A 24877-nucleotide genomic window follows, 5' to 3' on the forward strand; every position below is an offset into this window, starting at 1 on the left:
CCGCGGGTGTGCGGCCGTGAATAGTCTGCCACGACACCCACGGGTCGGCTCGGCGTCCCTCCCCGAATGCACCGGCCAGAGCGGCGGCCGCGTCCACAGTGGCCGACGCGGTGTCATGCCCGCGGCAACGCCCACGGCACCGGGGTGTGCCCTGCGTCCCACGGAGGCATCGGGTAAGACTGAGGTCATGCGAGCCATCACCGTTCCGCAGCCCGGTGGACCCGACGCGCTGGTCTGGGCCGAGGTCCCCGACCCGGAGCCCGGTCCAGGCGAGGTGATCGTCGCGGTGCGGGCCAGCGCGGTGAACCGCGCTGACCTGCTGCAACGGCAGGGGCAGTATCCGCCGCCGCCGGGTGCGCCCCCGTACCTCGGGTTGGAGTGCTCCGGGGTTATCGACGCGATCGGGCCGGAAGTGACCGGTTGGGCCGTCGGCCAGGAGGTCTGTGCGCTGCTGGCCGGCGGCGGGTACGCCGAGCGCGTCGCCGTGCCCGCCGGGCAGCTGCTGCCGGTGCCGGCCGGCGTCGACCTGGTCGACGCCGCGGCGCTGCCGGAGGTGGCCTGCACGGTCTGGTCGAACCTGGTGCGGGTGGGCCGGCTCGGCTCGGGTGACACGCTGCTGGTGCACGGCGGGGGCAGCGGGATCGGCACGTTCGCGATCCAGTTCGGGGCGGCCCTCGGCGCCACGGTCCTGGCGACCGCCCGCGCGGCCAAGCACCCCCGCCTGCGCGAACTGGGCGCGGCGGACACGATCGACTACCGGGAGCAGGATTTTGTCGAGGAGGTCCGCAAGGCCACCGACGGCCACGGCGCGGACGTCATCCTCGACATCATGGGCGCGTCCTACCTGGGCCGGAACGTGGCCGCGCTGGCGACCGGCGGCCGGCTCGTGGTGATCGGGATGCAGGGTGGTCGCAAGGCCGAGCTGGATCTCGGTGCGCTGCTGACCAAGCGGGCCAGCGTCGCGGCGACCACGCTGCGCTCCCGACCGCTGGCCGAGAAGGCGGAGATCGTCCGGGGCGTACGCGATGAGGTGTGGCCGTTGGTCGAGGCCGGCGCGGTCCGCCCGGTGGTGGACCGGCGGCTGCCGATGGCCGAGGCTGCCGAGGCGCACCGGCTGGTCGAGTCGAACGACCACGTCGGGAAGGTGCTACTCACCATCGGATGAGGCGCGGGGCAACATGAGCCGTGCGCCGGGGCCCTCGCCGGCCAGCGCGTCCCCCGGGTTGTAGAGCGTGCAGCGTTGCAGGGACAGGCAGCCGCAGCCGATGCAGCCGTCCAGGTCGTCGCGGAGTTTGGTGAGCAGCCGGATCTTCTCGTCCAGCCGGCCGCGCCAGCTCGCGGAGAGCCGCTCCCAGTCCTGCGGGCTGGGGGTGCGGCTGTTCGGCAGCGACTCCAGCGCCGCGCGGATCTCGTCCAGCGAGACGCCGACCTGCTGGGAGATCCGGATGAAGGCGACCCGTCGCAGTTCGGTGCGGGCGTAGCGCCGCTGGTTTCCGCCGGTGCGATTGGCGCGGATCAGACCGAGCCGCTCGTAGTAGCGCAGCGCCGACGGCGCGACGCCGGAGCGGACGGACAGCTCGCCGATCGTCAACGAGTCCTGCATCACCGGGTCCTTGAGTTGAAGTGGACTTCAACTCAAGGCTAGCCCGAACGGATGAGCGCTCAGCGGGTCGCGGCGGCGGGACGGCGGCGTGCGCGCTCGCGACCGAGGATCCAGATCGCCTCGACGCCGTCCTTCCAGGTGATCTTCTTGCCCTCTTCGCGGCCCCGCGCCCGGTAGCTGATCGGCACCTCGTACGGGCGGATCCGGCGGCGCAGCAGCTTGCCGGTCACCTCGGCCTCCATGCCGAAGCCGCGCGAGCGCACCTCCAGCGACCGGTAGAGCTCCACCGGCATCAGCTTGAAGCAGGTCTCCAGGTCGCCGATGTACGAGTTGAAGAGCACGTTGGCCGCCATCGTGACGCCCTTGTTGCCCATCACGTACCAGAAGCTGTAGGCGCTGTGGCTGCCGAAGGTGCGATTGCCGTAGACCACCGTGGCCCGCCCGTCGAGCACCGGGGCGAGCAGCTTGGGGATGTCCTGCGGGTCGTACTCCAGGTCGGCGTCGAGGATGACCATGTATTCGCCCTCGGCGCTGTCGACCGCCGTCTTGATGGCCGCGCCCTTGCCCGCGTTGCGCTGGTGGGTGATCACCCGTAGGCGGGCGTCGTCGGCGCGGCCGAGGACCTCGCCGGTGCCGTCCCGGCTGCCGTCGTCGACGACGACCAGCTCGATCTCGCAGGGGTAGTCAACCGCCAACGCCTGCTTGAGGGCATCCGCGATGCGTTCTTCCTCGTTGTAGACCGGCATGAGGATCGAGAGCTTCACGGGAATCTCCACGGTGGCGACAACACGTCGGGCCTAGCCTAGCCTGGCTGGTCAGCCCGACGGTGGCCGCCACCGTCGGACAGTCGGCGTGGCGGGCTCAGCGCGATGGTGTTTACTTCCCGCCATGTCGGCTGCCGGCTCCCTGCTCGCGGTGCTCCCCGCCGCCTCGGTGCTCCTGCTCACGGTCGCGACGAAGCCCCGCGGGGTCGACCCGGTGTCGCCGTCACGGCTCGCCGCGGTGCGCGCGGCCCTGGTCGCCGGGGCGTACGCGGTGCTCGTCGTCGAGGTGCTCGGCGCGCTGCACGCGCTGACCCGGCCGGCGTTCGTCGCCGCCTGGCTGCTCTTCCTGCTCGCCACCGCGACGGCGGTGGGCCTGCGCTGGCGCCGGGAGACGCCGGCCGCCGAGGTGCCCGCCGCGACGTCCCGGCGGGTGCCGGTCGGCGCGGCGGTGACCGCCGGCGGCGGCCCGGAGACGTCCGTCCCGCTCGCCGACCGCGGCCCGGCCGGCGGGCGCGACGCCACGCCGGTCCCGACCGGTGAGGTACGCGCCGGCCTGCGCAGGGCAGCCGAGATCTGGCGTACGGCGAGTCGGGGCGAGCGGCTGCTCGCCGGCGGCATCGGGGGACTGGTGCTGCTGGAGTTGCTGGTCGCGCTGCTGGCCGAGCCGAACAACTTCGACTCGCAGACCTACCACCTGCCCAAGGTCGAGCACTGGGTGGCCCAGGGTGACCTGGACTTCTGGCCCACCGCCATCCACCGGCAGGTGACCATCCCACCCGGCGCGGAGTACCTGCTCCTGCACCTGCGCCTGCTCACCGGCGGAGACGCGCTGCACAACCTGGTGCAGTGGGCCGCCGGGGTGCTCTGCCTGCTGGTGGCCGCACGGATCACCGCGCAGCTCGGCGGCGGCCGGCGGGCTCAGTTGATCACCGCATTCGTGCTGGCCAGCACCCCGATGGTGGTGCTCCAGGCGACCAGTACGCAGACCGACCTGGTCTGCGCGGCGTGGGTGGCGTGCGCGGCGACCCTCGTCCTGGACGGGCTGCGTCGGCGGACCGGTTGGGGGACGCTGCTGGGCCTGGGCGCGGCCACCGGGTTGACGGCGGTGACCAAGACCAGTGGCCTGATCGCGGTGGGTCCGCTGCTGGTGCTGTGGGGACTGGCCCAGCTCCGGCTGGCCCTGGCCGACCGGGCACCGGCCGCCCGTCGGGTTCGGCCGGTCGCTCCGGTGGCCCGCGTCGTCGGTGGCTCGGCGCTGATCCTGGTGGTGGCGGCGCTGGTGGTCGGCCCGTTCCTGACCCGGGTGACCGCCGAGTTCGGGCATCCGCTGGGCCCCCCGCGGCTGCGGGAGTCGATCCCGATGGAACGGCACGATCCGGCGTCGATCCTGGTCAACGCGCTGCGGATCGGGCACACGGCGTTCGACACGCCGCTGGCGCCGCTGCGCAGCGCCAGCGCGGACGCGATCATCGAGGGCGCGGACGTGATCGGTGTCGACCCTCAGGACCGGGCGATCACCTTCGGTCGGGAGGTCTTCCCGGTGCCCGCCTGGTATCCGGACGAGGACCGGGTGGCGTTCCCGATCGCCGGGGCACTCGCGTTGCTCGGCGCGCTGGCCGCGCTCGTCCGCCCACGCCGGCTCGATCCCGGGCAGGTGGGGCCGCTGCGCTCGTACGCCGTGGTGGTGCTGACCACCGTGCTGCTGCACACCGCGATGCTCAAGTGGCAGCCGTGGGGTAACCGGCTGCTGCTCTACGCCCTGGTCCTCGCCGTGCCGCTCGCCGGTTTGTGGCTGGACGCGCTCCTGCGCCGCCACGCGAGCCCGGAGCCCGGGGTGACGGCAGGGCGGCGGTCGGTGGCCACCGTGGCGACCGTCGCCGTGTTGGCCACCTCGGCGCTGGCCGGGGTGCTGGCGCTGTCGTACGGCTTCCCGCGCCGGCTCGTCGGCTCCGGCTCGGTCTTCACCACCTCGGACTGGGACACCCGGTTCCTGCGCCGGCCGCAGTGGGCCGACGAGTTCCGCTGGGCAGCGGCGGCGGTCCGCGACAGCGGCGCGCGGCGGATCGGGCTGGTGGAGCAGAACGACAACTGGGAGTACCCGTGGTGGCTGCTGCTGCGCCAGCCGGACGGCGGCTCGCCGGAGCTGGTGTCGTTGCAGTCGGTTCTGCCGGAACGGCCGCCGGCCGACCCGGCCTCGGTGGACGCGATCGTCTGCACCGGCAGTCAGCCCGCCTGCGCCAAGCTGGTTCCGGCCGGCTGGCGGTTGGAGTTCCGCGGCTACGTGGGCTACGCCCTGCCGCCCGCCCGCTGACCGCCGGATGCTCGGGCCGGGCCGGGCCGAGCCGGGCCGAGCCGAGCCGAGCCCCGGCTCAGCGCCCGGATCGTCCGATCCGGGCGGTTCTGCATCCCGCGCGCAAGGATCCGAGGCGCATTCACATCTGTTGATCCGCACGTTACCGTCTGGTAACTCAATCGACCTCCCACGATTGAGCCGAAAGGAGTGTGTCGATGCCTGCCACCCCCGCCAGGCCAAAACGCGCGACCCGACGACGGGCCACCACCGTCGCCGTCGCCGTCGCCGCTCTCGTCCTGCCGATGCTCGCCGGACCGGCCGCCCCCGCCACCGCCGCCGACCGACCCGCCGTTGCACCACTCCCGGCCAACCTGGAGGCCATCCGGGCCGCCGAGGCGACCGCCCTCTACGGCAGCCCCGCGATCCGCCCGATCGAGCAACGCCGCACCGCACTGATCACCATGGGCGACAGCGAGATCTCCGGCGAGGGCGTCGGCAACTATGTCCCCGGCACCCATCAGGCCGGCAACTGGTGCGACCGCTCATACGACCAGGCGGTGTTCCGCACCGGCATCCCGTCGGACGCCCAGTACAACCTCGCCTGCTCCGGCGCCACGCCGTGGAACCTCATCGCCGGTGGCCCGACGCAGCACAACGAGCTGAACCAGGGCGACTACCTCGGGATCAAGGCGCGCAACACGCACGTCAAGCTGATCTGGGTGGTGGTCGGCGCGAACGGCGACGGCACCATCCAGTTCGGGCCGGTCGCCACCGACTGCGCCATACGCCGGGTCTTCTTCCAGGGCGCCTGCTACCCCACCTACACCGACCAGTGGACGATCCGCACCGACGGCAGCCGCCAGGCCGTGACCGACGCGCTCAACGACATCCGGCAGACCATGACCAACGCCGGCTACCTGCGCTCGGACTACGAGCTGGTGCTGATGTCCTACCCGAGCCCGGGCAGCCCCGACGTCGAGGACAACCCGAACTTCCCCGGCTGGTACTCCGGCGGTTGCCTGCTCTACCTCGCCGACGCCGCGTTCGCCCGGAACAAGGCGGTGCCGCTGTTCGAGTCGGCGCTGCGAACCGCCGCGGCGAACACCGGCACCCGCTACCTCGACGCGAGCCGGCTCTTCCACGGCCACGAGGCGTGCACCGACAACACCTCGGTTCGCGGGCTCTACATCGAGGTGGGAATCTGGGACGAGAACGCCGCCCGGCAGTCGTTCCACCCCAACGCCCGCGGGCACGGCATGTTCGCCCAGTGCATCACGCAGTTCTGGAACTCCGGGCAGCAGCGGGCCAGCTGCGTCGACCCGGCCAGCACCGGCAGTGGTGTGCTCTACCCGGGCCTGCTGGAGTTCAAGCAACTGCGCAACCTCGCCACCGGCACCTGCGTCGACGGCAAGGGGTACGACTCCCGCAACGGCACCCCCCAGCAGCCGTACACCTGTCACGGCGGTCGTAACCAGGGCTTCTGGTACGACTCCGCCCGGCGCTCGCTGCACTCGGAGCTGTCCCACGACCGGTGCCTGGACGTCTCCAACAGCTCGATGACCGCCGGCACCGCGGTCAACGTCTACGACTGCAACGGCACCGCCGCCCAGCAGTTCGTGTTCGCCGGCAACCAGCTCAAGCCGGCGAGCGCCAGCAACCTCTGCGTGGCGTTCGACAACCCGTGGCTGGGCACCCCCCGGTTGCGGTTGGCCACCTGCTCCAGCAGCACCCGCCAGCAGTGGTCGTACGAGTCGCGCAGCTTCGCCAACCCGGTCGGCTACGGTCACGACGACTTCATCGGCTCCCGCGTCTACTGAGACAGTGACGGGCCCCCGGGCGTACACCCGGGGGCCCGTCGCTCACTTGTCGCGCGGGATGAGGATGAGCCGGGCGACTCCCTTGTCGCCGTCCTTCGCACCGGCGACGCCGAGCTTCGCGCCGACCTTGACCTCGCTCGGCTGCACCGTCGCGCGCCGCTCGACGACCCGCAGGTCGTCGCCGAAGGTCCAGGTCATCGTGAAACCGTCGGTGGACTTGACGGTCATCGAGTCGCCGTCGATGGCGGTCACCTCGCCGCGCTGCACGGCGACCGTCTGCGTACCGTTGTCCTTGGTCTGCACCACCGCCTCGCCGTGCAGGGTGTTCTTGCGCAGCTGCACGCGGGCCTGGTGGCGCTTGCGCCACTCCTCGCCGCGCTTCTGCCGGTCCTTGTCCCGAGCCGTCGGGGAGGCGCCCGGCGTCGGGGTGGCCGGGGCGGCGACGGTCTGCACGTCCAGGTCGGTGGCGTCGAAGCCCATCGCGGTCAGCGCCTGGCCCTCCACACCCATCGCGGCGGCGACCTCGACCGCGGCGTCCCGCGCGGGCTGGCTGGCCACCTCGGCCGCGCCGCAGCCGCTGACGCCGAGCGCGACCGCCGCGAGCAGCGCCGTGGTGCCGGTGACGAATCCCCAACGTGGCATGACTCTCCCTCTCGTCCGTGGAGCCCTCAGCCTTCCCCGCGAGGACGAGCGGACCGTCAGGCAGATGTTCGGGTCAGGTAAGGATCACCGGGCAGCCGGACCGTGAAGGCGGCGCCGCCCTCGGGCGCGTGACCCGCGACGATCTCGCCGCCCAGCCGGCGGACCAGCCCGGCGGCGAGGGCCAGCCCCAGCCCGCTGCCCACCTTGCGCACCCCCCGGTAGCGCTCGTGCAACGCCCCCCGCTCGAACGCCACCGCCAGGTCGTCGTCGGTGAAGCCGGGTCCGCCGTCGCGGACCTCCAGCACACCGCCGGCCGCCGGGTCCGCACCGACCGGCCGGACCGCGAGCACCACCGGCGCCCCCGGGGGTACGACCCGCAGCGCGTTCTCCAGCAATCCGTCCAGCACCTGTCGGATCCGACCCGGATCGGTGTACGCGGACACCGGCTGACCGGGCGTCTCCACGCGGAACGACACACCCACGGCGGCGCACCGACCCAACCAGGTCGGCTCGGCCTCGGCGGCCAGCCGGGTCAGGTCGACCGGCACCGGTTCCAGCGGAAAGTCGGCGGCCTCCAGCCGGGCCAGCGCCAGCAGGTCGCCGATCAGCCGGTCCAGGTGCTGGGCCTCGGCCAGCATGGTCCGGCCGGTGCCGGCGGCGTCGTCCGCGTCGATGACGCCGTCGGCCAGCGCCTCGGCGTACCCCCGGATCGCGGTCAGCGGGGTCCGCAGCTCGTGCGAGACGGAGAGCAGGAACTCCCGCTGCCGGCCCTCGCTGGTGGTCAGGGCCGCGGCCAGGCCGTTCAGCGCCTCGGCCAGGTCGGCGACCTCGTCCGGCGGTTCGACCGGCACCCGGACGGCACGGTCTCCGGCGCGCAGTCGGGCGGCGGCGGTGGCCGCGACGCGGATCGGTCGGGCCAGGCGGCGGGCCAGCAGGAGGCCGGCCACCACGCCGGCGGCCAACCCGGCCAGCAGCGGCAACCAGAGGCTGAGCAGCACCTGCGCCCACAGGCCGTTCGACGTGGCGCGGGACAGCACCACCCCGTTGCCGCCGGGCAGCGCCCGGCCTTCCACCAGGGCGCGGTGGCCGTTGACCGGGCGGCGGGCCGATACGTTGCGGCCCTGCCCGATCCGCTGCACCACGCGGGCCGGCAGGCCCGACCGGTCGACGGTCCCGCGCCGGATCAGGTACGCGTCGATGCCCTGGTCGCGCAGTTGCTGGATGAGCCGCTCCTCGTCGGCGGTGCGACCCCGGTCCAGTCGGATGCGCAGCACCTCGGCGGCGAGTCGGGCCTGCGCGGCGAGCGCCTGCTGGTCGCGTCGCTCCGCGCCGCGGATCGCCAGTGGCACCGCGACGATGGCCGTGACGAGCACCGACACCAGTGCCACCGCGCAGGTGACCAGCACCGCGCGGGCGGTCAGCGTCCGGCCGAGCCGCCTGCGCCGGGGTGCGGCCGGCGGGCGGGCGCCGACCACCGGCAGCGCCATGGTCGGCGACTCGGAGCGCACGGGCTGCTCAGGCATCGACCGCGTACCCCACGCCCCGGTGGGTACGGATGACGCTTGCCGGGCCGAGCTTCGCCCGCACCTGGGCGACGTGCACGTCCACCGTGCGGGTTCCGGCGTGCGCGGCGTAGCCCCAGACGCCGGCCAGCAACTCCTCCCGGGTGAAGACCCGGCCGGGCCGGGCCATGAGATGCGCCAGCAGGTCGAACTCGGTGGAGGTGAGCTGCACCGGTACGCCGGCGGCGGTGACCGTCCGTCGGGCCGGGTCGAGGGTCACCGGGCCGACGATGCGCGGTCGTTCCGCGCCCTCGGGGCCACCGGCGGCGCGGCGCAGCACCGCGCGTACCCGGGCGACCAACTCGCGCGGGCTGAACGGCTTCGTGACGTAGTCGTCGGCGCCCAGCTCCAGGCCGACGATCCGGTCCACCTCGTCGTCGCGGGCGGTGAGGAAGATGACAGGCGTCCAGTCACCGGCCTCGCGCAACCGGCGGCAGATCTCGGTGCCGGGGAGACCGGGCAGGGCGATGTCCAGGACGCAGGCGACCGGGCGCAGCCGGCGGGCGGCGCTCAGGCCGGCCTCGCCGTCGCGTTCGAGGTGCACGCCGAACCCGTCGCGGGTGAGGTAGAGCCGGACCAGGTTGGCGATGGCCGGCTCGTCCTCGACCACGAGGACGAGCCCGCGGTGCGGCGGTTCGAGGGTCACCGGCCCATGATTGCCGACCCGATCGGCTCGGCGCGATCGGTACGTGTTCGAGTTCGGTAAAGGAGACGTGAAGGGCGACCGGCCCGCCGGGCGTCAGCGCGCCACGGCGGGGCGGAACACGCTGGGTCGGACGGCGGCCGGCGTGTCACCGATGGTGGCGACGATCCGCTCGCGGGGTGCCCGCAGACGGGTCCGGAACGCGTGGTTGAGCAGCGCGTCGAGCTGCCACACCTGCTTCGGGTGGCTGGTGCGGATGAGGAACCGCTCGCGGATCCCGTCGATCGCGGTGGCGGCCAGCTCGACCGACCCCAGCCGGGGGTCCGGGCTCCAGGTCACGTTGCTCAGCTCGCGCAGCTCGGTGTTGAGGTGCAGGCGCAGCCGGTGCAGGAGCCTCGTCTGCTGGGTCACCACCAGTCGGCGGTGGGTGAGCAGCAACAGGTAGTCGCCGGTGACCGGGCGGTCGGGGCGGCTGCAACGGGTGACCAGGATGGTGGCGTCACCCGAGCCGACGCAGCGGCGGAAGACCGGCATGTGCCGACTCACGGTCTGTACGGCCAGGCCGGCCTCGGTGGCGGCCGGGAGGAACGTTCGGGAGAAGACGTCCATGACCTGCCCAACGACCTCCCCGGCACCGGTGATGTGGGTCACGTCGGAATTTTGGAAGTTCCACGCGGCACGTCGCACCGCCTGTCCGACTTCCGACCCGGACGGATGTCGGTCAGTGTTCGGGCTGAAGTGGGATGGCGGCGAACAGCTCGGCGAGCCATCCGGGCACCGCCTCGGCGTACTCCGCGCGGGCCGGGTCGGAGGTGTCCAGGGCCCGCCGCCAGGAGAGCGACCGGCTCACCGCGCCCAGGTTCATGGCCAGGTCAGCGGCCTCGACGAGGGTACGGCGGTCATAGCGATCGGTCCACGCCTCCAGGTAACCGTCGCGCAGCCGGGCCAGGCTGGCGTCGTCCGCCGACAACGCGGTGGCGTACCGGATGGAGCGCAGGGTCACCAGCAGCGTGCCGAACGGGTGCGCCACCGAGGCGTCGCCCCAGTCGAAGTAGCGGTACCCGGCCGGACCGGCGAAGACGTTTCCGTCGTGCAGGTCGTCGTGCTGCACGGTGGCCGGGATGCCGATGTCCGCGAGCCGGCGACACCGCTGCGCGTACGCCGGAAGCTCCGCCCGCAGCCGCTCGTACGTCGGGACGGCGAGCCCACCCTCCGCGCCGACGCGCAGGGACTCGCGATCGTCGAGTAGTTCGGCGAGCAGTCCGGGCAGCACCTCCGGGCGGTGGTCCGGTACGCCGAGGGCGACCAGTTCGTCGGCGCGTGGCGCGGTGGCGAGTTGGAGTGCCGCGTACCCGGGCAGCGCCCGCTCCCAGTGCGCCAGGTCGGGGTCTCGGCCCAGCACGTCACGCAGTGACTCGCCGCCGTCGGGAAGCAGCGCCCAGCCCCGCTCCCGGTCCACCCCGATCGGGGCCAGCACCCGCTCGGGCGCCAGCCCGGCCAGCGTCGCGATCAGGACCGCCTCGTGGGTCGTGCCCCGGTTGTTGGCCTTGAACCAGACCGGCCCGCCGTCGGTCGGCACCCGCCAGACCAGCGACCACGGCCGGACGCGGGGCTCCACCGGCCCGGTGACCCGCCGGCCAGCCCGACTCAGCTGCTCGTCCACCCAGGATCGGGCCTGCTCCTGCCACTGCACGCTGGACCAGTCGGGGGCGCGCTCGTCGGGAATCGTCGTCACGATGGCACCCTAGGCGGCGTGCCCGACGCGGGGCGAGAGCATTTCCCGAGGTGCTCCTCGGCTGGCCGCGAGCGGCGAGGTCAGACCAGCTCGACGATCGTGGCGTTGGCCATGCCGCCGCCCTCGCACATGGTCTGCAGGCCGTAGCGGAGCCCGTTGTCCCGCATGTGCTGAAGCATCGTGGTCATGATCCGGGCGCCGGAGCCGCCGAGCGGGTGCCCGAGGGCGATCGCGCCACCGCGCGGGTTGAGCCGCTCCGGGTCGGCCTCGGTCTCCGCGAGCCAGGCCAGCGGCACCGGGGCGAACGCCTCGTTCACCTCGTACACGCCGATCTCCTCGATGCCCAGCCCCGCGCGGCGCAGCGCCTTCGCGGTGGCCGGGATGGGCGCGGTGAGCATGGTGACCGGGTCGTCGGCCGCGACCACTGCGGTGTGGATGCGGGCCAGCGGGCGCAGACCGTGCCGGCTGGCCCACTCGGACGTGGTCACCGCGAGCGCGGCGGCGCCGTCGGAGATCTGGGACGCGGACCCGGCGGTGACCACGCCGTCGGCGCGGAACGGGGTGGGCAGTTCGCCGAGCTTGTCCAGTGAGGTGTCCCGGCGGATGCCCTCGTCGGCCGTGAACTTGCCACCATCGGCGAGCGGCACCGGGGTCAGCTCCGGGTCGAACGCCCCGGCGTCCTGCGCGGCGGCTGCCTTCTCATGGCTGGCGAGCGCGAACTCGTCGAGCTGCGTACGCGAGAGGCGCCACCGGCGGGCGATCAGCTCGGCCCCGACGCCCTGGTTGAACGGCAGCGGTGCGTCGTCGGCGAAGCCCTCGACGCCCCGGTAGCGGGCGCGGAGCTGATCGCTGAACGGCATGCCGCCCGCCACACTGGAGCCCATCGGCACCCGGGTCATCGACTCCACCCCGCCGGCGACCACCAGGTCTGCCTGGCCGGAGAGGACTGTCGCGGCGGCGAAGTGCAGGGCCTGCTGGCTGGAGCCGCACTGCCGGTCCAGCGTGGTGCCGGGCACCGTCTCGGGCCAGCCGGCGGCGAGCACCGCGTTGCGGGCGATGTTCCAGGACTGCTCGCCGACCTGCGACACGCAGCCCCAGAAGACGTCGTCGACCTGCGCCGGGTCCAGGCCGGTGCGCTCGGCGAGAGCGCGCAGCACGTGCGCCGACAGGTCGACCGGGTGGACGCCGGCGAGGCTGCCCTTGCGCCGCCCGACCGGGGTCCGCACCGCGCCGACGATGACCGCGTCACTCATGTTTACTCCCCGGTAACTTGGGCTGCCCCGATCCTACGTCGTGCGTGGACCCCTCGTCCGCCCGCGGGGCGAGCTGCCGCGACTCCCAATAGCCGCGGACCGCTGGCATGCTGGGCGGGTGGACGAGACCTCCCCGGCGCGGCAGTGGCGGGTGCCGACGAACCTGCCGGTGGCGAAGCTGGCCGGCGCGGTGCTGCTGGTCGCCCTCGGCCTGCTCTTCGCCGACGGCGACCCGATCCGGCTGGTCGTGGCCGGTGTGGCCGCCGTCGCGCTGGCCGCCTGGGCGGTCCGGGACCTGGTGGCGCCGGTCCGGTTGGCGGTCGATCCGGCGGGGCTCACAGTCATCCACGGCTTCGCCGGCCGGCGGCTGCTGCCCTGGCCGACGGTCGAGGCGATCACCGTGGACCGCCGGCAGCGGTGGGGGGTGAGCGGCGAGGTCCTGGAGATCGACGCGGGCGAGTCGCTGCACCTGTTCGGCAGGTACGACCTGGGGACCACCCCGGAGGAGGTGGCCGCCGAGCTGCGCGCCGCCCGGCGGCACCCCTGAGCCGTCAGCTCAGCAGTTGCGCGGTGCGGAACAGGACCAGGCCGAGCAGGATCAGCAGGATGATCGCCCCGCCCACGGCCTGCACCAGCGTGCGCCGACCACGTGGCGCGTACGCGAGGACCGCCGCCATCGCCCCGCCGACCACCAGGCCGCCGAGGTGCCCGGGGATGGAGATGCCCGGCACGGTCAACGTGAACACCAGGTTGATCACCAGGATGGGGATCACCTGCGAGATGTCCCGACCGAGCTTGCGCTCGATGATGATCAGCGCGGCGAAGAGGCCGAAGACGGCCGTGGACGCGCCGGCAGTCGCCGAGTTCTGGGCGCTGAACAGGTAGGCGGCCACGTTGCCGCCGAGGCCCGCGACCAGATAGAGCGCGCCGAAGCGCAGCGGCCCGAGGTTGGCCTCCAGCGACCGGCCGAGCACCCACAGCGCCCACATGTTGAGCAGCAGGTGGATCACGCCGTAGTGCAGGAACATCGCGGTGATCAGCCGATACCACTGGCCCTCGGCGATGCCGCCGAGCGTGCCGTCGGGGAAGACCGCCAGCCCGAGCACGGAACCCCAGTTGGTCAGCGGGGTGCCGCCGCCCATCAGCCCGCCGAAGCCGGAGCCGCCCAGGGCCGCGTCCCCGCCCCGGTCGGAGGCGATGGACAGCAGCATGACCAGCACGTTCAGGGCGATGATGCCCTTGGTGACGTAGCCGTGCCGGCCGGCCGTACCACCACCGAAGGCGGTACGTGCCGGCCGGACGGTGCGACGTCCCTCGTTGACGCACTCCGGGCACTGGTGCCCGACGGACGCCTCCCGCATGCAGTCCGGACAGATCGGCCGGTCGCAGCGGGTGCACCGGACGTAGGTCTCCCGACCAGGGTGCCGGTAGCACACCGGGGTGGTCGGCGGGGACTCGCTCACCGGGCCGATCCTCCGTCCGCCACCGCGCGGCTCACCGACGCTGGCCGGCGCGGTGCTCCGGAGCGCTCAATCATGCGAGCAAAGGTACCTCGCGGGTTCGTCAGGCGGCAGACCGCTCGATCTCGACCCGCTCGATGACGACGTCCTGCAGCGGACGGTCGCTCGGGCCGGTCGGGGTGTTCGCGATCGAGTCGACGACCTTCACCGACTCCTCGTCGGCGACCTGGCCGAAGATGGTGTGCCGGTTGTTGAGGTGCGGCGTCGGGGACACGGTGATGAAGAACTGCGAACCGTTGGTGCCCGGTCCGGCGTTCGCCATCGCCAGCAGGTACGGCCGGTCGAAGCGCAGCTCCGGGTGGAACTCGTCGGCGAACTTGTAGCCCGGCCCGCCCCGACCGGTGCCGGTCGGGTCGCCCATCTGGACCATGAAACCGCTGATCACGCGGTGCGAGATGGTGCCGTCGTAGTACGGCCCGCTGCCCGGCTGACCGGTGCGCGGGTCGGTGTACTCCCGGTTGCCCTCGGCCAGGTCGACGAAGTTGCGGACCGTCTTCGGAGCGTGGTTTCCGAAGAGCTCCAGCCGGATCGGGCCAGCGTTGGTGTGCAGGGTGGCGTAGACAGCCTCGGCCACGGGTACTCCTCACTCGTTGGTCAGTTCCATGCGGATCCTCCCATGTGCCCGATCTGGCAGTGCGGAGGCATCCGAAGGTGGAGGATGACGAAGGAACAACTCCCAGGAGGTAGGACCGTGTTTGGATTCGGGCGGCGTCAGTCCCAGGGCCAGCTCGCCAAGGCAGAGCTGAACCAGAGCATCAGCCACCTGATGCAGGCAGCCAACCACGCGGCCAAGGGCGCGGGCGCGACCGTCGGTCCGCGGGTCCAGGTGGCCCGGGGCTACGTCGGGCCGGCCGCGGTGAAGGTGCGCGACCGCGCGTCGACCGGCTGGGGAACCACACTCACCACGCTGGCACCGCTGGCGGCGGCGGCCCGGGACGGCGCCACGCAGGCAGGGCCGCTGACCAGGAAGGCCAAGTCGAAGACCATGCGGATCACCGGTAAGAAGAAGCAGCCGCGCCGTCGCGGCTCGATGATGACCGGCCTGCTGGCCGCGGGCGCCATCGCCGGCCTGGCCGGTGCGGTCGCCCTGCGTCGCCGCCGGGAGCAGCAGGAGTGGGCGGAGTACGACCCGACCCGCACCCTGGAGCCGATGCGCGACGAGGTCGAGTCGATCGAGGTGCAGACGCCGGCCGCGCCGGGCGCGACCAAGGGGACCGACGGGTCCGCCATGGCCGGGATGACCGGCGCCGGCAGCTCGGCGGTGGCCGGCGGCGACAGCGCCAGCACCACCGGCACGGCCACGCCGACCAGTGTCCGCCCGACCGGCAAGGTCCCGTCGGTCGCCGAGGGCGCCACGGACGTCTCCGGGCGACCGACCGACGACCTCACCAAGGCCCTGGGCAAGGACACCGCCCGCACCAACGGCCGCCGCTGACCCCCGACACAGCAGCGCAGCGAGCGCCGGCGACGCGGGTTCACCCCGCTCGCCGGCGCTTTCGCGTCTCAGAGCCTTTCGCGCCGGCCCGCGCCGTCGCGGGTCAGAGCCAGCCGTTGCGGCGGAACCAGCGGTAGAGGGCCAGGGAGACAGCGAGCATCAGAGCCAGGGCCACCGGATAGCCGTACGTCATCTTCAGCTCGGGCATGTTGTCGAAGTTCATGCCCTCGACGCCGGCGATGGAGGTCCAGACCGCGGCGATGGCCGCCCACGCGGCGATCTTGCGCATGTCGTTGTTCTGGTCGACGGTGACCTGGGCCAGCCGCGCCTGCAGGATCGAGTTCAGCAGGTCGTCGTACGAGTTCACCTGCTCGACGGTGCGGCTCAGGTGGTCCTGCACGTCCCGGAAGTACCGCCGGATCTCCTTGGGCACATCGCGGTTGACCTGGGAGGTCAGGTTCATCAGCGGCCGCTGCAACGGGATCACCGCCCGCTTGAACTCCACCAGCTCCCGCTTCATCTGGTAGATCCGCTGAATCCGGCCGTGGCTGTTGCGGTCGAAGACCTCGGCCTCAAGCTGATCCAGGTCGTCCTCAAGCTGCTCGGCCACCTCCAGATAGAGGTCGACCACCCGGTCGGTCACGCCGTACGCCACCGCCCACGGGCCCTGGAGCAGCAACTCCTGCTTGGTCTCCAGGTCGGCGCGGACCGGGGAGAGCCGGCAGGCGTCCCCGTGCCGGACGCTGATCAGGAAGTTCGGGCCGATGAAGAGCATCACCTGACCGGTCTCCACGACCTCGGAGGTCTCGGTCAACTCGGTGTGCTCGCAGTACCGGGCGGTGCGCAGCGCCAGGAAGCTGACGTCGTTGAACCGCTCCAGCTTGGGCCGCTGCTCGGCCTTCACCGCGTCCTCGACGGCCAGCTCGTGCAGGCCGTACGTCTCCGCGATGGCGGACATCTCGGCCAGCTCCGGCTGGTGCAGCCCGATCCAGACGAAGCCGTGCTCCTCCCGGCGTGCCGCCTCCAACGCGTCCGCGTAGTTCCAGTCGCCGGGCTGCCGCTTGCCGTCGATGTAGAGCGCGCAGTCGACCACCCCGCTGCGGCCGGCGCCGGTGGGGGCCGGAGTGGGCGGCGATCCGTCGGCGTTGAGCATCCTGGTCACCGCCCGGACCGGGGACGGCCAGGCCCGGGGTCGCAGCACCCGGGACGTGTTCAGCGGGACCGTCCGGCCCCGCTCTGCCCGATCCGTCATCGCGACACCTCCCCGCGCTCGCCTGCGGCTTGCAGGCTACGCCGGTGGTCGCCACCGGCAGGTGTGACGGCGGTCGCGGGTGCGGCGCCGGGCGGGCCGGGCCGCATCGGGGGGTGAAGGACGACACGGCCCACCCGGCGCCCGTGGGGGCGGGGGTTGTGCTGCACGCGTGCCCGAGGTGGCGGCGGGGTGACCCCCGCTACACCTGACGGGTGACGCTCGCAGCATTGTGAGCCGCCGGCCGCCCGCTGGGGAGTCCCGGGACGGCCGGCATTGTCGTTCTGTCGGGAACCCGACAGAAATCAGCTCCGGACAGCCTCGACGGCCGCCGCGAGCCGCCGGACACCCTCGTCGATCTTGTCGGCCGTCACGGCCGAGAAGGCCAGCCGCAGGGCGTGCCGCCCACCGTCGAGAACGAAGTCGCTGCCCTTGACCACCGCGACACCACGCTCGGCCGCCGCCGGGGCGAGCCGGTCCACCAGCACGTCCTCGGGGAACTCCACCCACAGGAAGTAGCCGCCGTCGGGCTCCACGAACCGCGCCTGCGGCAGGTGCCGGCGCAGCGACTCGGCCAGCACCCGGGCGCGTTCGCCCAGCGCCGCCCGAACGGTCTCGATCGAGCGGTCGATGTCGCCGGAGACGCAGAACTGGTGCACGATCGCCTGCGACACCATGCCGGGTGAGATGTAGAGGCTCGTCGCGTTCTTGGCGATGTCGGCGATCAGATCCGCCGGACCGACCAGATAGCCGACCCGCACGCCCGGGCAGACGGTCTTGGTGAAGCTCGACGCGTGCACGACCACGTTGCGGGTGTCCAGCGAGAGCATCGACGGCAGCGCCTCGCCGCGGAAGCGGATGTCCGCGTACGGGTCGTCCTCGAAGATCGTGAACTCGTACTCGGCGGCCAGGTCGAGCAGTTCGCGGCGCTTCTCCAGCGACAGGGTCATGCCGGCCGGGTTCTGGTAGTTGGGGATGACGTGCGCGAGCCGGGGGCGGACCCCGGACTCCAGCAGCTTGCGCAGCTCGGCGGTGTCCAGACCGTCCGGCTGGACCGAGATGCCGTGCAGCTCGCTGCCCATCCGCTGAAGGTTGAGCAGCGTGCGGTCGTACGTCGGACGCTCGACCACCACCGCGTCGCCGGGACGGACCAGGTGGTCGAAGAGGAAGGCGTCGGCCTGGAGCGAGCCGTTGGTGACCAGCACCTGGTTGGCTTCCACCCCGTGCTTCTCGGCGATCCACTTTCGCAGCGGAAGGTAACCGACGGAGGTGCCGTACGCCGTGACCCCCGCGGGGTCGGCGTCGAAGGCGCGTACGGCGGCGGCCTTGAGCCCCTCGACATCGACGATGTCCAGCGAGGGCGCCCCACGGGCAAAGGAGATCAGCTGCTCGGCGGTCATGGATATTGAGCGTACGGGCGGCGGCGGGGGACGCGCGGACGGCACGGCGATGTCCGCATCCTGAGCCACCGGGACGGGTGACCCGGGTCGGCCGGTCGCCGTCAGATCAGACCGGAAGTGCGAGCGAGTCGTGCTGCGTCGCCCGGGAAAGGCCCTCAAACTGCACGCCGAGCGCGTCGAGGAGCTGGCTCCAGTCGAAGTAGGAGCGCCATGCGACGATCCGACCCCGGCGTGCCCGGACCACGTCGGCAACCTCCCAGCTCACCGAACGGCCGGTCGGAGCGACGGTGCCGTACGGCGAGTGCAGCGTGCCGGTGTGGGTGCCGGTGAGGCGCAGCTCCACGGCCGCGCCGCCGGACGTGCGCACCACGCCCAACGGGTCGACCCGCAGGTCGGCGAAAGCGCCCGTCCAGGTGCGCAGCAGCGCGGGCAGCTCGATCGGCCGGACCGTGACACCCGGCATGGCGTAGAACGCCTCCGGGGCGTACAGGTCCGGCAGCCGGGCCACGTCCCGCCGCAGAAGCATCGCGTACTGCTGCTCGACCAGGCGCTCCGCGTCACGCATCGGGCCCTCCCCCGCGGGCCACGGCATCTCCGCGCCCGCGAGGGATCCTTACCCGTCGATCCGGCCTGGCACACCTGCGCGGGTCAGGTCGTGGCGGCCACCTGACTCTCCGCCCAGACCCGCATGATGTCCCGAACCGAGATCACCCCGGCCACCTCCCGGCCGTCGAGCACCACCAGGTGCCGGAAGCCGCCCCGGGCCATCGCGGCGGCGGCCTCGGCAACCGTCCACTCCGGCCCCGCGTAGACCACGTCCCAGGTCAGGTGGGCGCCGGTGCGTTCGGTGTCGCAGTCGAGGCCCGCGCCGATGGCCTTCAACACGTCGCGTTCGGTCATGATCCCCACGCCCTCGGAGTCCGGGTCGATCACGACCGCCGACCCGACACCGCGGGCCGACATCATCCGGGCCGCCTGACGCAGCGTGTGCTCCGGACCGACGACGAGGACCTGGCTGGACATCGCTTCCCGTACCTGCATCACACATCACCCCTTTGGGACGGTGGCATTCGGTACGCACATGGTCGTCGGTGGATGTTTCCGGGACAAGACCGGGCATCGTCGCAATGCCGGGCCGCTCGCTACTGTCGAAGCGTGTCCACCGAGCCCCTGCGCTGCGCCGGCGCGCTGATCGTCGACCACGACGGCCTGGCCCGCATCGAGTACGACTTCCTGGTCCGGGGTCTGATCCGGCGGATCGCGGAGGAGGGCTTCGCCGTCCTGCGGTCGATCGATCGGTGAACACCGTCGAGCTGGCGCCGCACCGGATCGCCGGGCTGCTCGCCCCGGCCGTGGACCGGACGTTCCGCGCCGGCATGCTGGCCGGCCGCGACGGTGGCGGCGCCGAGCTGAGCCAGCGGTACGGCGGGCCGACGGCGAACGGCTTCCTGGTGGACCTGCGCACCCGGCTCGCCGCGCCGGGCGGCACCGTCGACGGGCCGGGTTTCGCGGCGATCACCCGCTACGCCGACCCGGTCACGGTCCGCCGGGCCGTGGACAAGCAGGTGGCGTACGGCATGCTCCACCGCCGCCCGGACGGGGCGCTCTCCGCCACCGAGCGGGGCACCGCCTTCCTCACCGAGCTGTACCAGGTGCACGCCGAGGTCACCGAGGAGCTGTGGGCCGGGCACGACGAACGGGTCACCCGGCTCGTGGCAGCGCTCGGCCGGCTGCTGACGTACGCCCTGGTGCTGGCCGACACCGACGGCGACCGGAACGGGTCGGCGTTCGCGGCGCTGGCGCCCCCGCACGAGCCGGACGGGACCCCGCCCGGCGTGCTGCTGCTCAACCGGCTCGGCACGCTGCGCTACCACCGGGCCGACGCGCACGCCGCCGCCTGGACGGCCGCCGGACACACCGCGTCCAGCGTCGCCGCCCTGCCCGCCGGCCCCGAGCGGCTCGCCATCGAGCTGGAGACCGACCGCCGGGCCGCCGGCCCGTACGCCGCGCTCGACGCCCAGGAGCGGCTGACCATGCTCGCCGACCTGGCGGCGCTGCCCGGCTGACCCGGTTGGCCGGAGCGGCACGGCCGGCCGGCGCTATCCTCCACCGGTGACGGGGAGCAGGACGAGGGAGGATGTCGCGATGATCGGAATGGTGCTCGCGGCCGGAGCGGGACGACGGCTGCGCCCGTACACCGACACCCTGCCCAAGGCGTTGGTGCCGGTGGACGGCGAGACGACGATCCTGGACATCGCGCTGGGCAACCTGGCCGAGGTCGGGCTCACCGACATCGTGATCGTGGTCGGCTACGCGGCGGACGCGGTCCGCGAGCGGCAGGCCGACCTGGAGAAGAAGTACGGGGTCACGCTCACCCTGGTGCACAACGACAAGGCCGAGGAGTGGAACAACGCCTACTCTCTCTGGCTGGCCCGGGAGTACTTCGCGCGCGGGGTGCTGCTGGTCAACGGGGACACCGTGCACCCGGTGAGCATCGAGAAGACCCTCCTGGCCGAGCGCGGCCCGGGCATCCTGCTCGCCGTGGACACCCTCAAGCCGCTGGCCGAGGAGGAGATGAAGACCACCTTCGACGCCGCCGGCCAGCTCACCCGGATCACCAAGATCATGGATCCGGGCGAGGCGTACGGGGAGTACATCGGCGCGACGCTGATCGAGCCGCAGGTCGCCGACGCGCTCGCGGACGCGCTGGAGGCGACCTGGCGGCGGGACCCGAACCTCTACTACGAGGACGGCTACCAGGAGTTCGCCGACCGGGGCGGGGAGGTGCGGGCGGCGCCGATCGGCGACGTCCCCTGGGTCGAGGTCGACAACCACGCCGACCTGGCCCGCGCGCGGGAGATCGCGTGCCGCTACTAGCTCGGAGCGTCCTCACCCCGCTGCACATCGACGTGCGACGCGGGGCGGTCGCCGACCTGGGCGCGATCCTGGCCGACGGGCGGATCTCCTCCGGGGGCGACGTCGCGGTGGTGGTCGGCCCGGGTCAGGGCGCGCAGATCGCGGAGCTGATCCGACCGTCGCTGCGGACGGCCGACGTGTTCACGGTCGCCGGGGCGACCCTGGACGCCGCCGACGACCTCGGCGGCAAACTTCGCGCCCGGTCGTACGACGCGGTGGTCGGGATCGGCGGCGGCAAGACGATCGACGTGGCCAAGTACGCGGCCACCCGCCGAGGGCTGCCGATGGTGTCGGTGGCGACCAGCCTCGCCAACGACGGGATCGCCTCCCCGGTGGCCAGTCTCATCACCGAAGGGATCAAGGGCTCCTACGGAGTGCACATCCCCATCGCGGTGATCGTCGACCTGGACTTCGTGGAGAGCGGCCCGGACCGGCACAACCGGGCCGGCATCGGCGACGTGATCAGCAACATCAGCGCCCTGGCCGACTGGGAACTGGCCCGGCAGGTACGCGGTGAGCCGGTCGACGGGCTGGCCGCCTCGCTGGCCCGGGCGGGCGCCGAGGCGGTGCTCAACCACCCGGGCGACATGACCGACGACGCCTTCGTCACCGTGCTGGCCGAGGCGCTGATCTCCAGCGGCCTCGCGATGGCGGTCTGCGGCAGCAGCCGACCGGCCAGCGGCGGCTGCCACGAGATCATGCACGCGGTCGACTCGCTCTTTCCGGGCACCGCCTCGCACGGCGAGCTGGCCGGGCTGGGTGCGCTGTTCTGCACCTGGCTGCGCGGAGACCTGCGCCGCTTCGGGGAGATGTCGGCCTGCCTCGCCCGGCACGGCCTGCCCCGACTCCCCGCCGAGGTGACGCTCACCGACGACCAGTTCATCGAGGCGGTGCAGTTCGCTCCGCGTACCCGACCGGACCGGTACACGATCCTCGAGCACCTGGCCCTGTCGCCTACCGAGACGCGGGAGCGGCTGGCAGACTACGCCGGTGCAATCCGCGACCAGCTTGGCTGACCCCCGTCCCACCGTCGCCGACTTCCACCGGGTGAACCGGGGTGGCGGCCTGTTCAGCGAGTCGATCAGCCAGTGGCTGGGGGCCGTCTTCGCGCTGGTCGCGCAACGCCTCGGGCTCCGCCCGACCGCGTTGACCATCACCAACCTGGTGCTCGGGCTGGCCACCTCCGTCACCGTGGTGGCGCTCGCCGAGCCGGTCGCCGACGGGGACGTACCGGCCTGGGTGGTCGGCCTGCTCGCCCTGGTCGGCTGGCAGGTCGCGTACTCCCTGGACTGCGCGGACGGGCAGCTCGCCCGGGTGACCGGCCAGGGCAGCGCGGCCGGCGCCCGCGTCGACGTGCTCTGCGACGTGGCCGCGCAGATCGCCCTGGTGGCCGCCCTGGCCGCCACCGCCGTGGCGCAGGAGCCGTCGACGCCGACCTGGCTGGTGGCGACCTTCGCGGGCACCTGGATGGTCAACCTGGTGACGTCGGTGATGCAGGCCGGCCCGAACGCGGCCAGCATGGTCACCTCGACCTCGCTGCCGGTACGCCTCGTGAAGCTGGTGCGCGACTACGGCGCGGTGGTCTTCGTGGCCGCCCTGGTGCTGGCCGTGGCCCCCGCGCTGGTCCTCTGGGTGATCATCGCGTTCACGATCGTCAACGGTGGCTTCCTGCTCGCCAGCATCGCCTTCTCGGCCCGCGCCTCCCTGCGCTGACCTCCCGCCCGCGCCACTCCCAGACCGGTGCCAAGGGTGTTCGAGTCCTCCTTTGCTCTGCTTCAGCCCAGGAAACACGTGGCGTCCGATATCCGGACACCGGGTGTTTCCTCCGCTGAAGCAGAGCAAAGGGAGCGAACAGTAGGTGCTCTCCTCCCGCGCTCCGGAGTTACGGCGTTACGGCGTGGGCCATCCCCGCGTAGATGTCGATGAGCTGCTTGGTGACCACGTCCGGGTGGAAGGTCCGCTCGTAGCGGGCGCGGGCGGCCAGGGTGAGCCCGGACGCGCCGGCCCGGGCCACCGGCAGGGCTGCCGCCAGCGCGGCCGGCTCCGGAGCCACCACCCAGCCGGCCTCGCCGAGGCCGATCCCGGCCGGCATGACCGGCCCGCCGCCCCCGGCGACCGCCGAGGCGGTCTCGGCCGGGCCGGTGCCGGCGGGCTCGTGCGGGGCGTCCGCTCCGACGAGGTATGGAATGCCGCCCAACGCGGTGCCGAGCACCGGCCGACCGCTGGCCAGCGCCTCGATGATCACGGTCGGCAGCACGTCGTGCCACATCGAGGCCGCGATCACCACGGCGCTCGCCTCGACGGCGGCGCGTACCCCGACGCGGTCGAGCTGACCGAGGTAGACCACGTCGGGTCGCTCGGCGGCGGCGGCCTCCACCAGCGGGCGCAGCTCGCCGTCACCGGCCACGCGGAGCGTGCCCAGGGTGCCCGCCGGATGGCGACGCCAGGCGTCCAGCAGCAGCTCGACACCCTTCTCGGGCGAGAGCCGGGCCATGTAGAGGAAGCCGTCGCCCAGCGGGGCCGGCCGGCCCGGATCGGGTACGGCATTCGGCTTCACGACGATCCGGTCGTCCGGAATGCCGTAATCGCGGAGGTGGTCGGCGATGGCAGTGGTGAGCGCGATGTACCGGTCCACCGAGCGCCAGGTGCCCCGGTGCACGGCCAGGGTGGTCGCCATCAGCGCGCTCTGCGCCGTCGAGTCGCGGTAGCACCGGTGCTTGATCGCCGGCACGCCCAGCGCCCGACCCTTGCAGTCCTGGCAGATCACCCCGTCGCGGAAGTAGATCCCCGACGAGCAGACCTGCCGGTAGTTGTGCACCGTCTGCACCACCGGCACGCCGTGCCGGTGCGCGGTCCGCACCACCCACGGCGAGATCAGAGGGTACGGGTTGTGCAGGTGCAGGACGTCCGGGCGGTGCTCGGTGAGCAGCCGGCTCAGGTCCTGCTGAGCACGCGGCGCCCAGATCGGCGAGATCGGCAGCAGCGCCTTGGCCGCCTTCGACATCGACGGGATCTCGTCCGAGCTGCGGATGAAGGGCAGCACCTCGACGCCGGCAGCGGTGAGCTGAGCGATCTCCGAGTCGACCATCGTGTTCTCGCCGGAGGGCTGAGCTTCCCGGTACCGGTTGTGCGCCACCACGATTCTCACGGGAAAGAAGGCTACCGTTGGCTGGTGCCCGAACTACCGGAGGTTGAGGCGCTCGCGGGTTACCTGCGGCAGCGCGCGGTGGGGCGGCGTGTCGACCGGCTGGAGATCGCCGCGATCAGCGCCCTGAAGACGTACGACCCGGCACCCGCCGCGGTCGCTGGTCGGGCGGTGGTCGACGCCCGCCGGCACGGCAAGTTCCTCGACGTGGTCGTCGAGGGTGATCTGCACCTCGTGGTGCACCTGGCCCGGGCGGGCTGGCTGCACTACCGGGAGGCGTTTCCCGCCACGACGCCGCTGCGACCCGGCAAGGGCCCGATCGCGGTGCGCGTCCGCCTCGACGACAGCTCCGGCTTCGACCTCACCGAGGCCGGCACCCAGAAGAAGCTGGCCGCGTACCTGGTCACCGACCCGGCCGCAGTGCCGGGGGTGGCCAAGCTGGGCCCGGACGCGCTCGCCGCCGACCTGCCCACCTTCGCGGAGCGGCTGCGCAGTCGGCGCGGACAGGTCAAGGGGGTGTTGACCGACCAGTCGGTGCTGTCCGGGGTGGGCAACGCGTACTCGGACGAGATCCTGCACGCCGCGAAGCTGTCCCCGTTCGCGATCACCGACCGGCTCACGGACACCCAACTCGCCACCCTGCACGCGGCGACCCGCCAGGTGCTCGGTGACGCGGTCGAGCGGTCCCTCGGCCAGCGTGCCGCCGAGCTGAAGGGTGAGAAGCGGTCCGGGTTGAAGGTGCACGCCCGCACCGGGCTGCCCTGCCCGGTCTGCGGGGACACCGTGCGCGAGGTGTCGTTCGCCGATTCGAGCCTGCAGTACTGCGCGACGTGCCAGACGGGCGGCAAGCCGCTCGCTGACCGAAGGTTGTCCCGACTTGTACGGTGAGTAATTGCACTC

General features: G+C 72.6%; 26 protein-coding genes. 11 read left to right on the forward strand and 15 right to left on the reverse strand.

Annotation, left to right across the window (positions count from 1 at the left end; all coding sequences use genetic code 11):
* The first annotated feature begins 187 nt into the window (after positions 1-187).
* Positions 188-1165 (forward strand): NAD(P)H-quinone oxidoreductase, encoded by a 978-nt coding sequence (locus ABZT87_RS04990; protein ID WP_355063489.1) that lies wholly within the window; start codon positions 188-190, stop codon positions 1163-1165.
* Here the strand turns inward: ABZT87_RS04990 and soxR are convergent.
* A complete protein-coding gene (gene soxR, locus ABZT87_RS04995) occupies positions 1148-1603 on the reverse strand; it encodes a redox-sensitive transcriptional activator SoxR (protein ID WP_355133755.1) in 456 nt (151 codons plus the stop codon). The two genes, ABZT87_RS04990 and soxR, sit on opposite strands and share 18 nt — an antisense overlap.
* Before the next feature lie 59 nt (positions 1604-1662).
* Positions 1663-2367, reverse strand: a complete 705-nt coding sequence (locus ABZT87_RS05000; protein WP_355063487.1) for a glycosyltransferase family 2 protein — start codon at positions 2365-2367, stop codon at positions 1663-1665.
* Between the two features lie 124 nt (positions 2368-2491).
* On the opposite strand from ABZT87_RS05000, the gene ABZT87_RS05005 reads away from it, so the two are divergent.
* Both ABZT87_RS05005 and ABZT87_RS05010 read left to right on the forward strand, forming a co-directional pair.
* Complete coding sequence (locus ABZT87_RS05005; RefSeq protein WP_355133757.1) at positions 2492-4678, forward strand: glycosyltransferase family 39 protein; 2187 nt, start codon at positions 2492-2494, stop codon at positions 4676-4678.
* 197 nt (positions 4679-4875) lie between these two features.
* The gene (locus tag ABZT87_RS05010; protein WP_355133759.1) at positions 4876-6477 is read left to right on the forward strand and encodes a ricin-type beta-trefoil lectin domain protein; all 1602 of its coding nucleotides are present in this window, start codon (positions 4876-4878) and stop codon (positions 6475-6477) included.
* A 42-nt stretch (positions 6478-6519) separates the two neighbouring features.
* Here the strand turns inward: ABZT87_RS05010 and ABZT87_RS05015 are convergent, their stop codons facing one another.
* The 6 genes from ABZT87_RS05015 to ABZT87_RS05040 all read right to left on the reverse strand — a co-directional run bounded on the left by ABZT87_RS05015 (position 6520) and on the right by ABZT87_RS05040 (position 12312).
* Entirely contained in the window at positions 6520-7119 is a 600-nt protein-coding gene (locus ABZT87_RS05015) for a hypothetical protein (protein WP_354857291.1), read from the reverse strand.
* Between the two features lie 56 nt (positions 7120-7175).
* Positions 7176-8642: a histidine kinase dimerization/phospho-acceptor domain-containing protein gene (locus ABZT87_RS05020; RefSeq protein WP_355133761.1), complete on the reverse strand. Its 1467-nt coding sequence runs from the start codon at positions 8640-8642 to the stop codon at positions 7176-7178.
* On the reverse strand, positions 8635-9327 hold the full coding sequence (locus tag ABZT87_RS05025) for a response regulator transcription factor (RefSeq protein WP_355133763.1): 693 nt from the start codon (positions 9325-9327) through the stop codon (positions 8635-8637). The genes ABZT87_RS05020 and ABZT87_RS05025 overlap by 8 nt, the downstream gene beginning before the upstream one ends.
* A gap of 93 nt (positions 9328-9420) precedes the next feature.
* Positions 9421-9933, reverse strand: coding sequence for a hypothetical protein (locus ABZT87_RS05030; RefSeq protein WP_354857365.1), 513 nt, complete (start codon positions 9931-9933; stop codon positions 9421-9423).
* A 112-nt stretch (positions 9934-10045) separates the two neighbouring features.
* Positions 10046-11059: an aminoglycoside phosphotransferase family protein gene (locus ABZT87_RS05035; protein ID WP_355133765.1), complete on the reverse strand. Its 1014-nt coding sequence runs from the start codon at positions 11057-11059 to the stop codon at positions 10046-10048.
* Between the two features lie 80 nt (positions 11060-11139).
* Complete coding sequence (locus ABZT87_RS05040; protein ID WP_354857300.1) at positions 11140-12312, reverse strand: acetyl-CoA C-acyltransferase; 1173 nt, start codon at positions 12310-12312, stop codon at positions 11140-11142.
* A gap of 118 nt (positions 12313-12430) precedes the next feature.
* Here ABZT87_RS05040 and ABZT87_RS05045 point away from each other — a divergent pair, with 118 nt between their 5' ends.
* On the forward strand, positions 12431-12859 hold the full coding sequence (locus ABZT87_RS05045) for a PH domain-containing protein (protein ID WP_355133767.1): 429 nt from the start codon (positions 12431-12433) through the stop codon (positions 12857-12859).
* A gap of 4 nt (positions 12860-12863) precedes the next feature.
* Here the strand turns inward: ABZT87_RS05045 and ABZT87_RS05050 are convergent, their stop codons facing one another.
* Both ABZT87_RS05050 and ABZT87_RS05055 read right to left on the reverse strand, forming a co-directional pair.
* On the reverse strand, positions 12864-13775 hold the full coding sequence (locus ABZT87_RS05050; protein ID WP_355133769.1) for a rhomboid family intramembrane serine protease: 912 nt from the start codon (positions 13773-13775) through the stop codon (positions 12864-12866).
* Between the two features lie 100 nt (positions 13776-13875).
* On the reverse strand, positions 13876-14406 hold the full coding sequence (locus ABZT87_RS05055) for a peptidylprolyl isomerase (RefSeq protein WP_354857306.1): 531 nt from the start codon (positions 14404-14406) through the stop codon (positions 13876-13878).
* Positions 14407-14490: 84 nt separating this feature from the next.
* On the opposite strand from ABZT87_RS05055, the gene ABZT87_RS05060 reads away from it, so the two are divergent.
* Positions 14491-15267, forward strand: coding sequence for a hypothetical protein (locus ABZT87_RS05060; protein ID WP_354857307.1), 777 nt, complete (start codon positions 14491-14493; stop codon positions 15265-15267).
* A 103-nt stretch (positions 15268-15370) separates the two neighbouring features.
* Here the strand turns inward: ABZT87_RS05060 and corA are convergent, their stop codons facing one another.
* The 4 genes from corA to ABZT87_RS05080 all read right to left on the reverse strand — a co-directional run bounded on the left by corA (position 15371) and on the right by ABZT87_RS05080 (position 18957).
* Positions 15371-16519 carry a magnesium/cobalt transporter CorA gene (gene corA, locus ABZT87_RS05065; RefSeq protein WP_354857309.1) on the reverse strand — a complete coding sequence of 383 codons (1149 nt, stop codon included), beginning with the start codon at positions 16517-16519 and terminating at the stop codon, positions 15371-15373.
* A gap of 302 nt (positions 16520-16821) precedes the next feature.
* Complete coding sequence (locus ABZT87_RS05070) at positions 16822-17916, reverse strand: PLP-dependent aminotransferase family protein (RefSeq protein ID WP_355063471.1); 1095 nt, start codon at positions 17914-17916, stop codon at positions 16822-16824.
* Between the two features lie 106 nt (positions 17917-18022).
* Entirely contained in the window at positions 18023-18481 is a 459-nt protein-coding gene (locus ABZT87_RS05075; RefSeq protein WP_355133771.1) for an ester cyclase, read from the reverse strand.
* Positions 18482-18564: 83 nt separating this feature from the next.
* The gene (locus tag ABZT87_RS05080; protein ID WP_354857317.1) at positions 18565-18957 is read right to left on the reverse strand and encodes a CBS domain-containing protein; all 393 of its coding nucleotides are present in this window, start codon (positions 18955-18957) and stop codon (positions 18565-18567) included.
* Between the two features lie 114 nt (positions 18958-19071).
* On the opposite strand from ABZT87_RS05080, the gene ABZT87_RS05085 reads away from it, so the two are divergent.
* The 5 genes from ABZT87_RS05085 (at position 19072) to ABZT87_RS05105 (ending at position 22545) form a co-directional block, all read left to right on the forward strand.
* A complete protein-coding gene (locus tag ABZT87_RS05085) occupies positions 19072-19218 on the forward strand; it encodes a hypothetical protein (RefSeq protein WP_355133773.1) in 147 nt (48 codons plus the stop codon).
* The gene (locus tag ABZT87_RS05090) at positions 19215-19982 is read left to right on the forward strand and encodes a hypothetical protein (RefSeq protein WP_354857323.1); all 768 of its coding nucleotides are present in this window, start codon (positions 19215-19217) and stop codon (positions 19980-19982) included. Before ABZT87_RS05085 ends, ABZT87_RS05090 begins: the two co-directional genes overlap by 4 nt.
* 79 nt (positions 19983-20061) lie before the next feature.
* Positions 20062-20793, forward strand: a complete 732-nt coding sequence (locus ABZT87_RS05095) for a phosphocholine cytidylyltransferase family protein (protein WP_007453659.1) — start codon at positions 20062-20064, stop codon at positions 20791-20793.
* On the forward strand, positions 20781-21848 hold the full coding sequence (locus tag ABZT87_RS05100; protein ID WP_355133775.1) for an iron-containing alcohol dehydrogenase family protein: 1068 nt from the start codon (positions 20781-20783) through the stop codon (positions 21846-21848). The genes ABZT87_RS05095 and ABZT87_RS05100 overlap by 13 nt, the downstream gene beginning before the upstream one ends.
* On the forward strand, positions 21823-22545 hold the full coding sequence (locus ABZT87_RS05105) for a CDP-alcohol phosphatidyltransferase family protein (RefSeq protein WP_355133777.1): 723 nt from the start codon (positions 21823-21825) through the stop codon (positions 22543-22545). Before ABZT87_RS05100 ends, ABZT87_RS05105 begins: the two co-directional genes overlap by 26 nt.
* 169 nt (positions 22546-22714) lie before the next feature.
* On the opposite strand, the gene ABZT87_RS05110 is transcribed toward ABZT87_RS05105, so the two are convergent.
* Positions 22715-23980, reverse strand: coding sequence for a glycosyltransferase (locus tag ABZT87_RS05110; RefSeq protein WP_355133779.1), 1266 nt, complete (start codon positions 23978-23980; stop codon positions 22715-22717).
* Between the two features lie 24 nt (positions 23981-24004).
* Here ABZT87_RS05110 and ABZT87_RS05115 point away from each other — a divergent pair, with 24 nt between their 5' ends.
* A complete protein-coding gene (locus ABZT87_RS05115) occupies positions 24005-24865 on the forward strand; it encodes a DNA-formamidopyrimidine glycosylase family protein (protein WP_355133781.1) in 861 nt (286 codons plus the stop codon).
* The last annotated feature ends 12 nt before the right edge of the window (positions 24866-24877 follow it).

The organism is Micromonospora sp. NPDC005237, from assembly GCF_040607775.1.
Lineage (GTDB): Bacteria > Actinomycetota > Actinomycetes > Mycobacteriales > Micromonosporaceae > Micromonospora.

Coding starts and splice junctions, on each gene's coding strand:
- ABZT87_RS04990 (WP_355063489.1), top strand. CDS start 188: ATGCGAGCCATCACCGTTCCGCAGCCCGGTGGACCCGACGCGCTGGTC.
- soxR (WP_355133755.1), bottom strand. CDS start 1,603: ATGCAGGACTCGTTGACGATCGGCGAGCTGTCCGTCCGCTCCGGCGTC.
- ABZT87_RS05005 (WP_355133757.1), top strand. CDS start 2,492: ATGTCGGCTGCCGGCTCCCTGCTCGCGGTGCTCCCCGCCGCCTCGGTG.
- ABZT87_RS05010 (WP_355133759.1), top strand. CDS start 4,876: ATGCCTGCCACCCCCGCCAGGCCAAAACGCGCGACCCGACGACGGGCC.
- ABZT87_RS05015 (WP_354857291.1), bottom strand. CDS start 7,119: ATGCCACGTTGGGGATTCGTCACCGGCACCACGGCGCTGCTCGCGGCG.
- ABZT87_RS05020 (WP_355133761.1), bottom strand. CDS start 8,642: ATGCCTGAGCAGCCCGTGCGCTCCGAGTCGCCGACCATGGCGCTGCCG.
- ABZT87_RS05030 (WP_354857365.1), bottom strand. CDS start 9,933: ATGGACGTCTTCTCCCGAACGTTCCTCCCGGCCGCCACCGAGGCCGGC.
- ABZT87_RS05040 (WP_354857300.1), bottom strand. CDS start 12,312: ATGAGTGACGCGGTCATCGTCGGCGCGGTGCGGACCCCGGTCGGGCGG.
- ABZT87_RS05060 (WP_354857307.1), top strand. CDS start 14,491: ATGACGAAGGAACAACTCCCAGGAGGTAGGACCGTGTTTGGATTCGGG.
- corA (WP_354857309.1), bottom strand. CDS start 16,519: ATGACGGATCGGGCAGAGCGGGGCCGGACGGTCCCGCTGAACACGTCC.
- ABZT87_RS05070 (WP_355063471.1), bottom strand. CDS start 17,916: ATGACCGCCGAGCAGCTGATCTCCTTTGCCCGTGGGGCGCCCTCGCTG.
- ABZT87_RS05075 (WP_355133771.1), bottom strand. CDS start 18,481: ATGCGTGACGCGGAGCGCCTGGTCGAGCAGCAGTACGCGATGCTTCTG.
- ABZT87_RS05080 (WP_354857317.1), bottom strand. CDS start 18,957: ATGCAGGTACGGGAAGCGATGTCCAGCCAGGTCCTCGTCGTCGGTCCG.
- ABZT87_RS05095 (WP_007453659.1), top strand. CDS start 20,062: ATGATCGGAATGGTGCTCGCGGCCGGAGCGGGACGACGGCTGCGCCCG.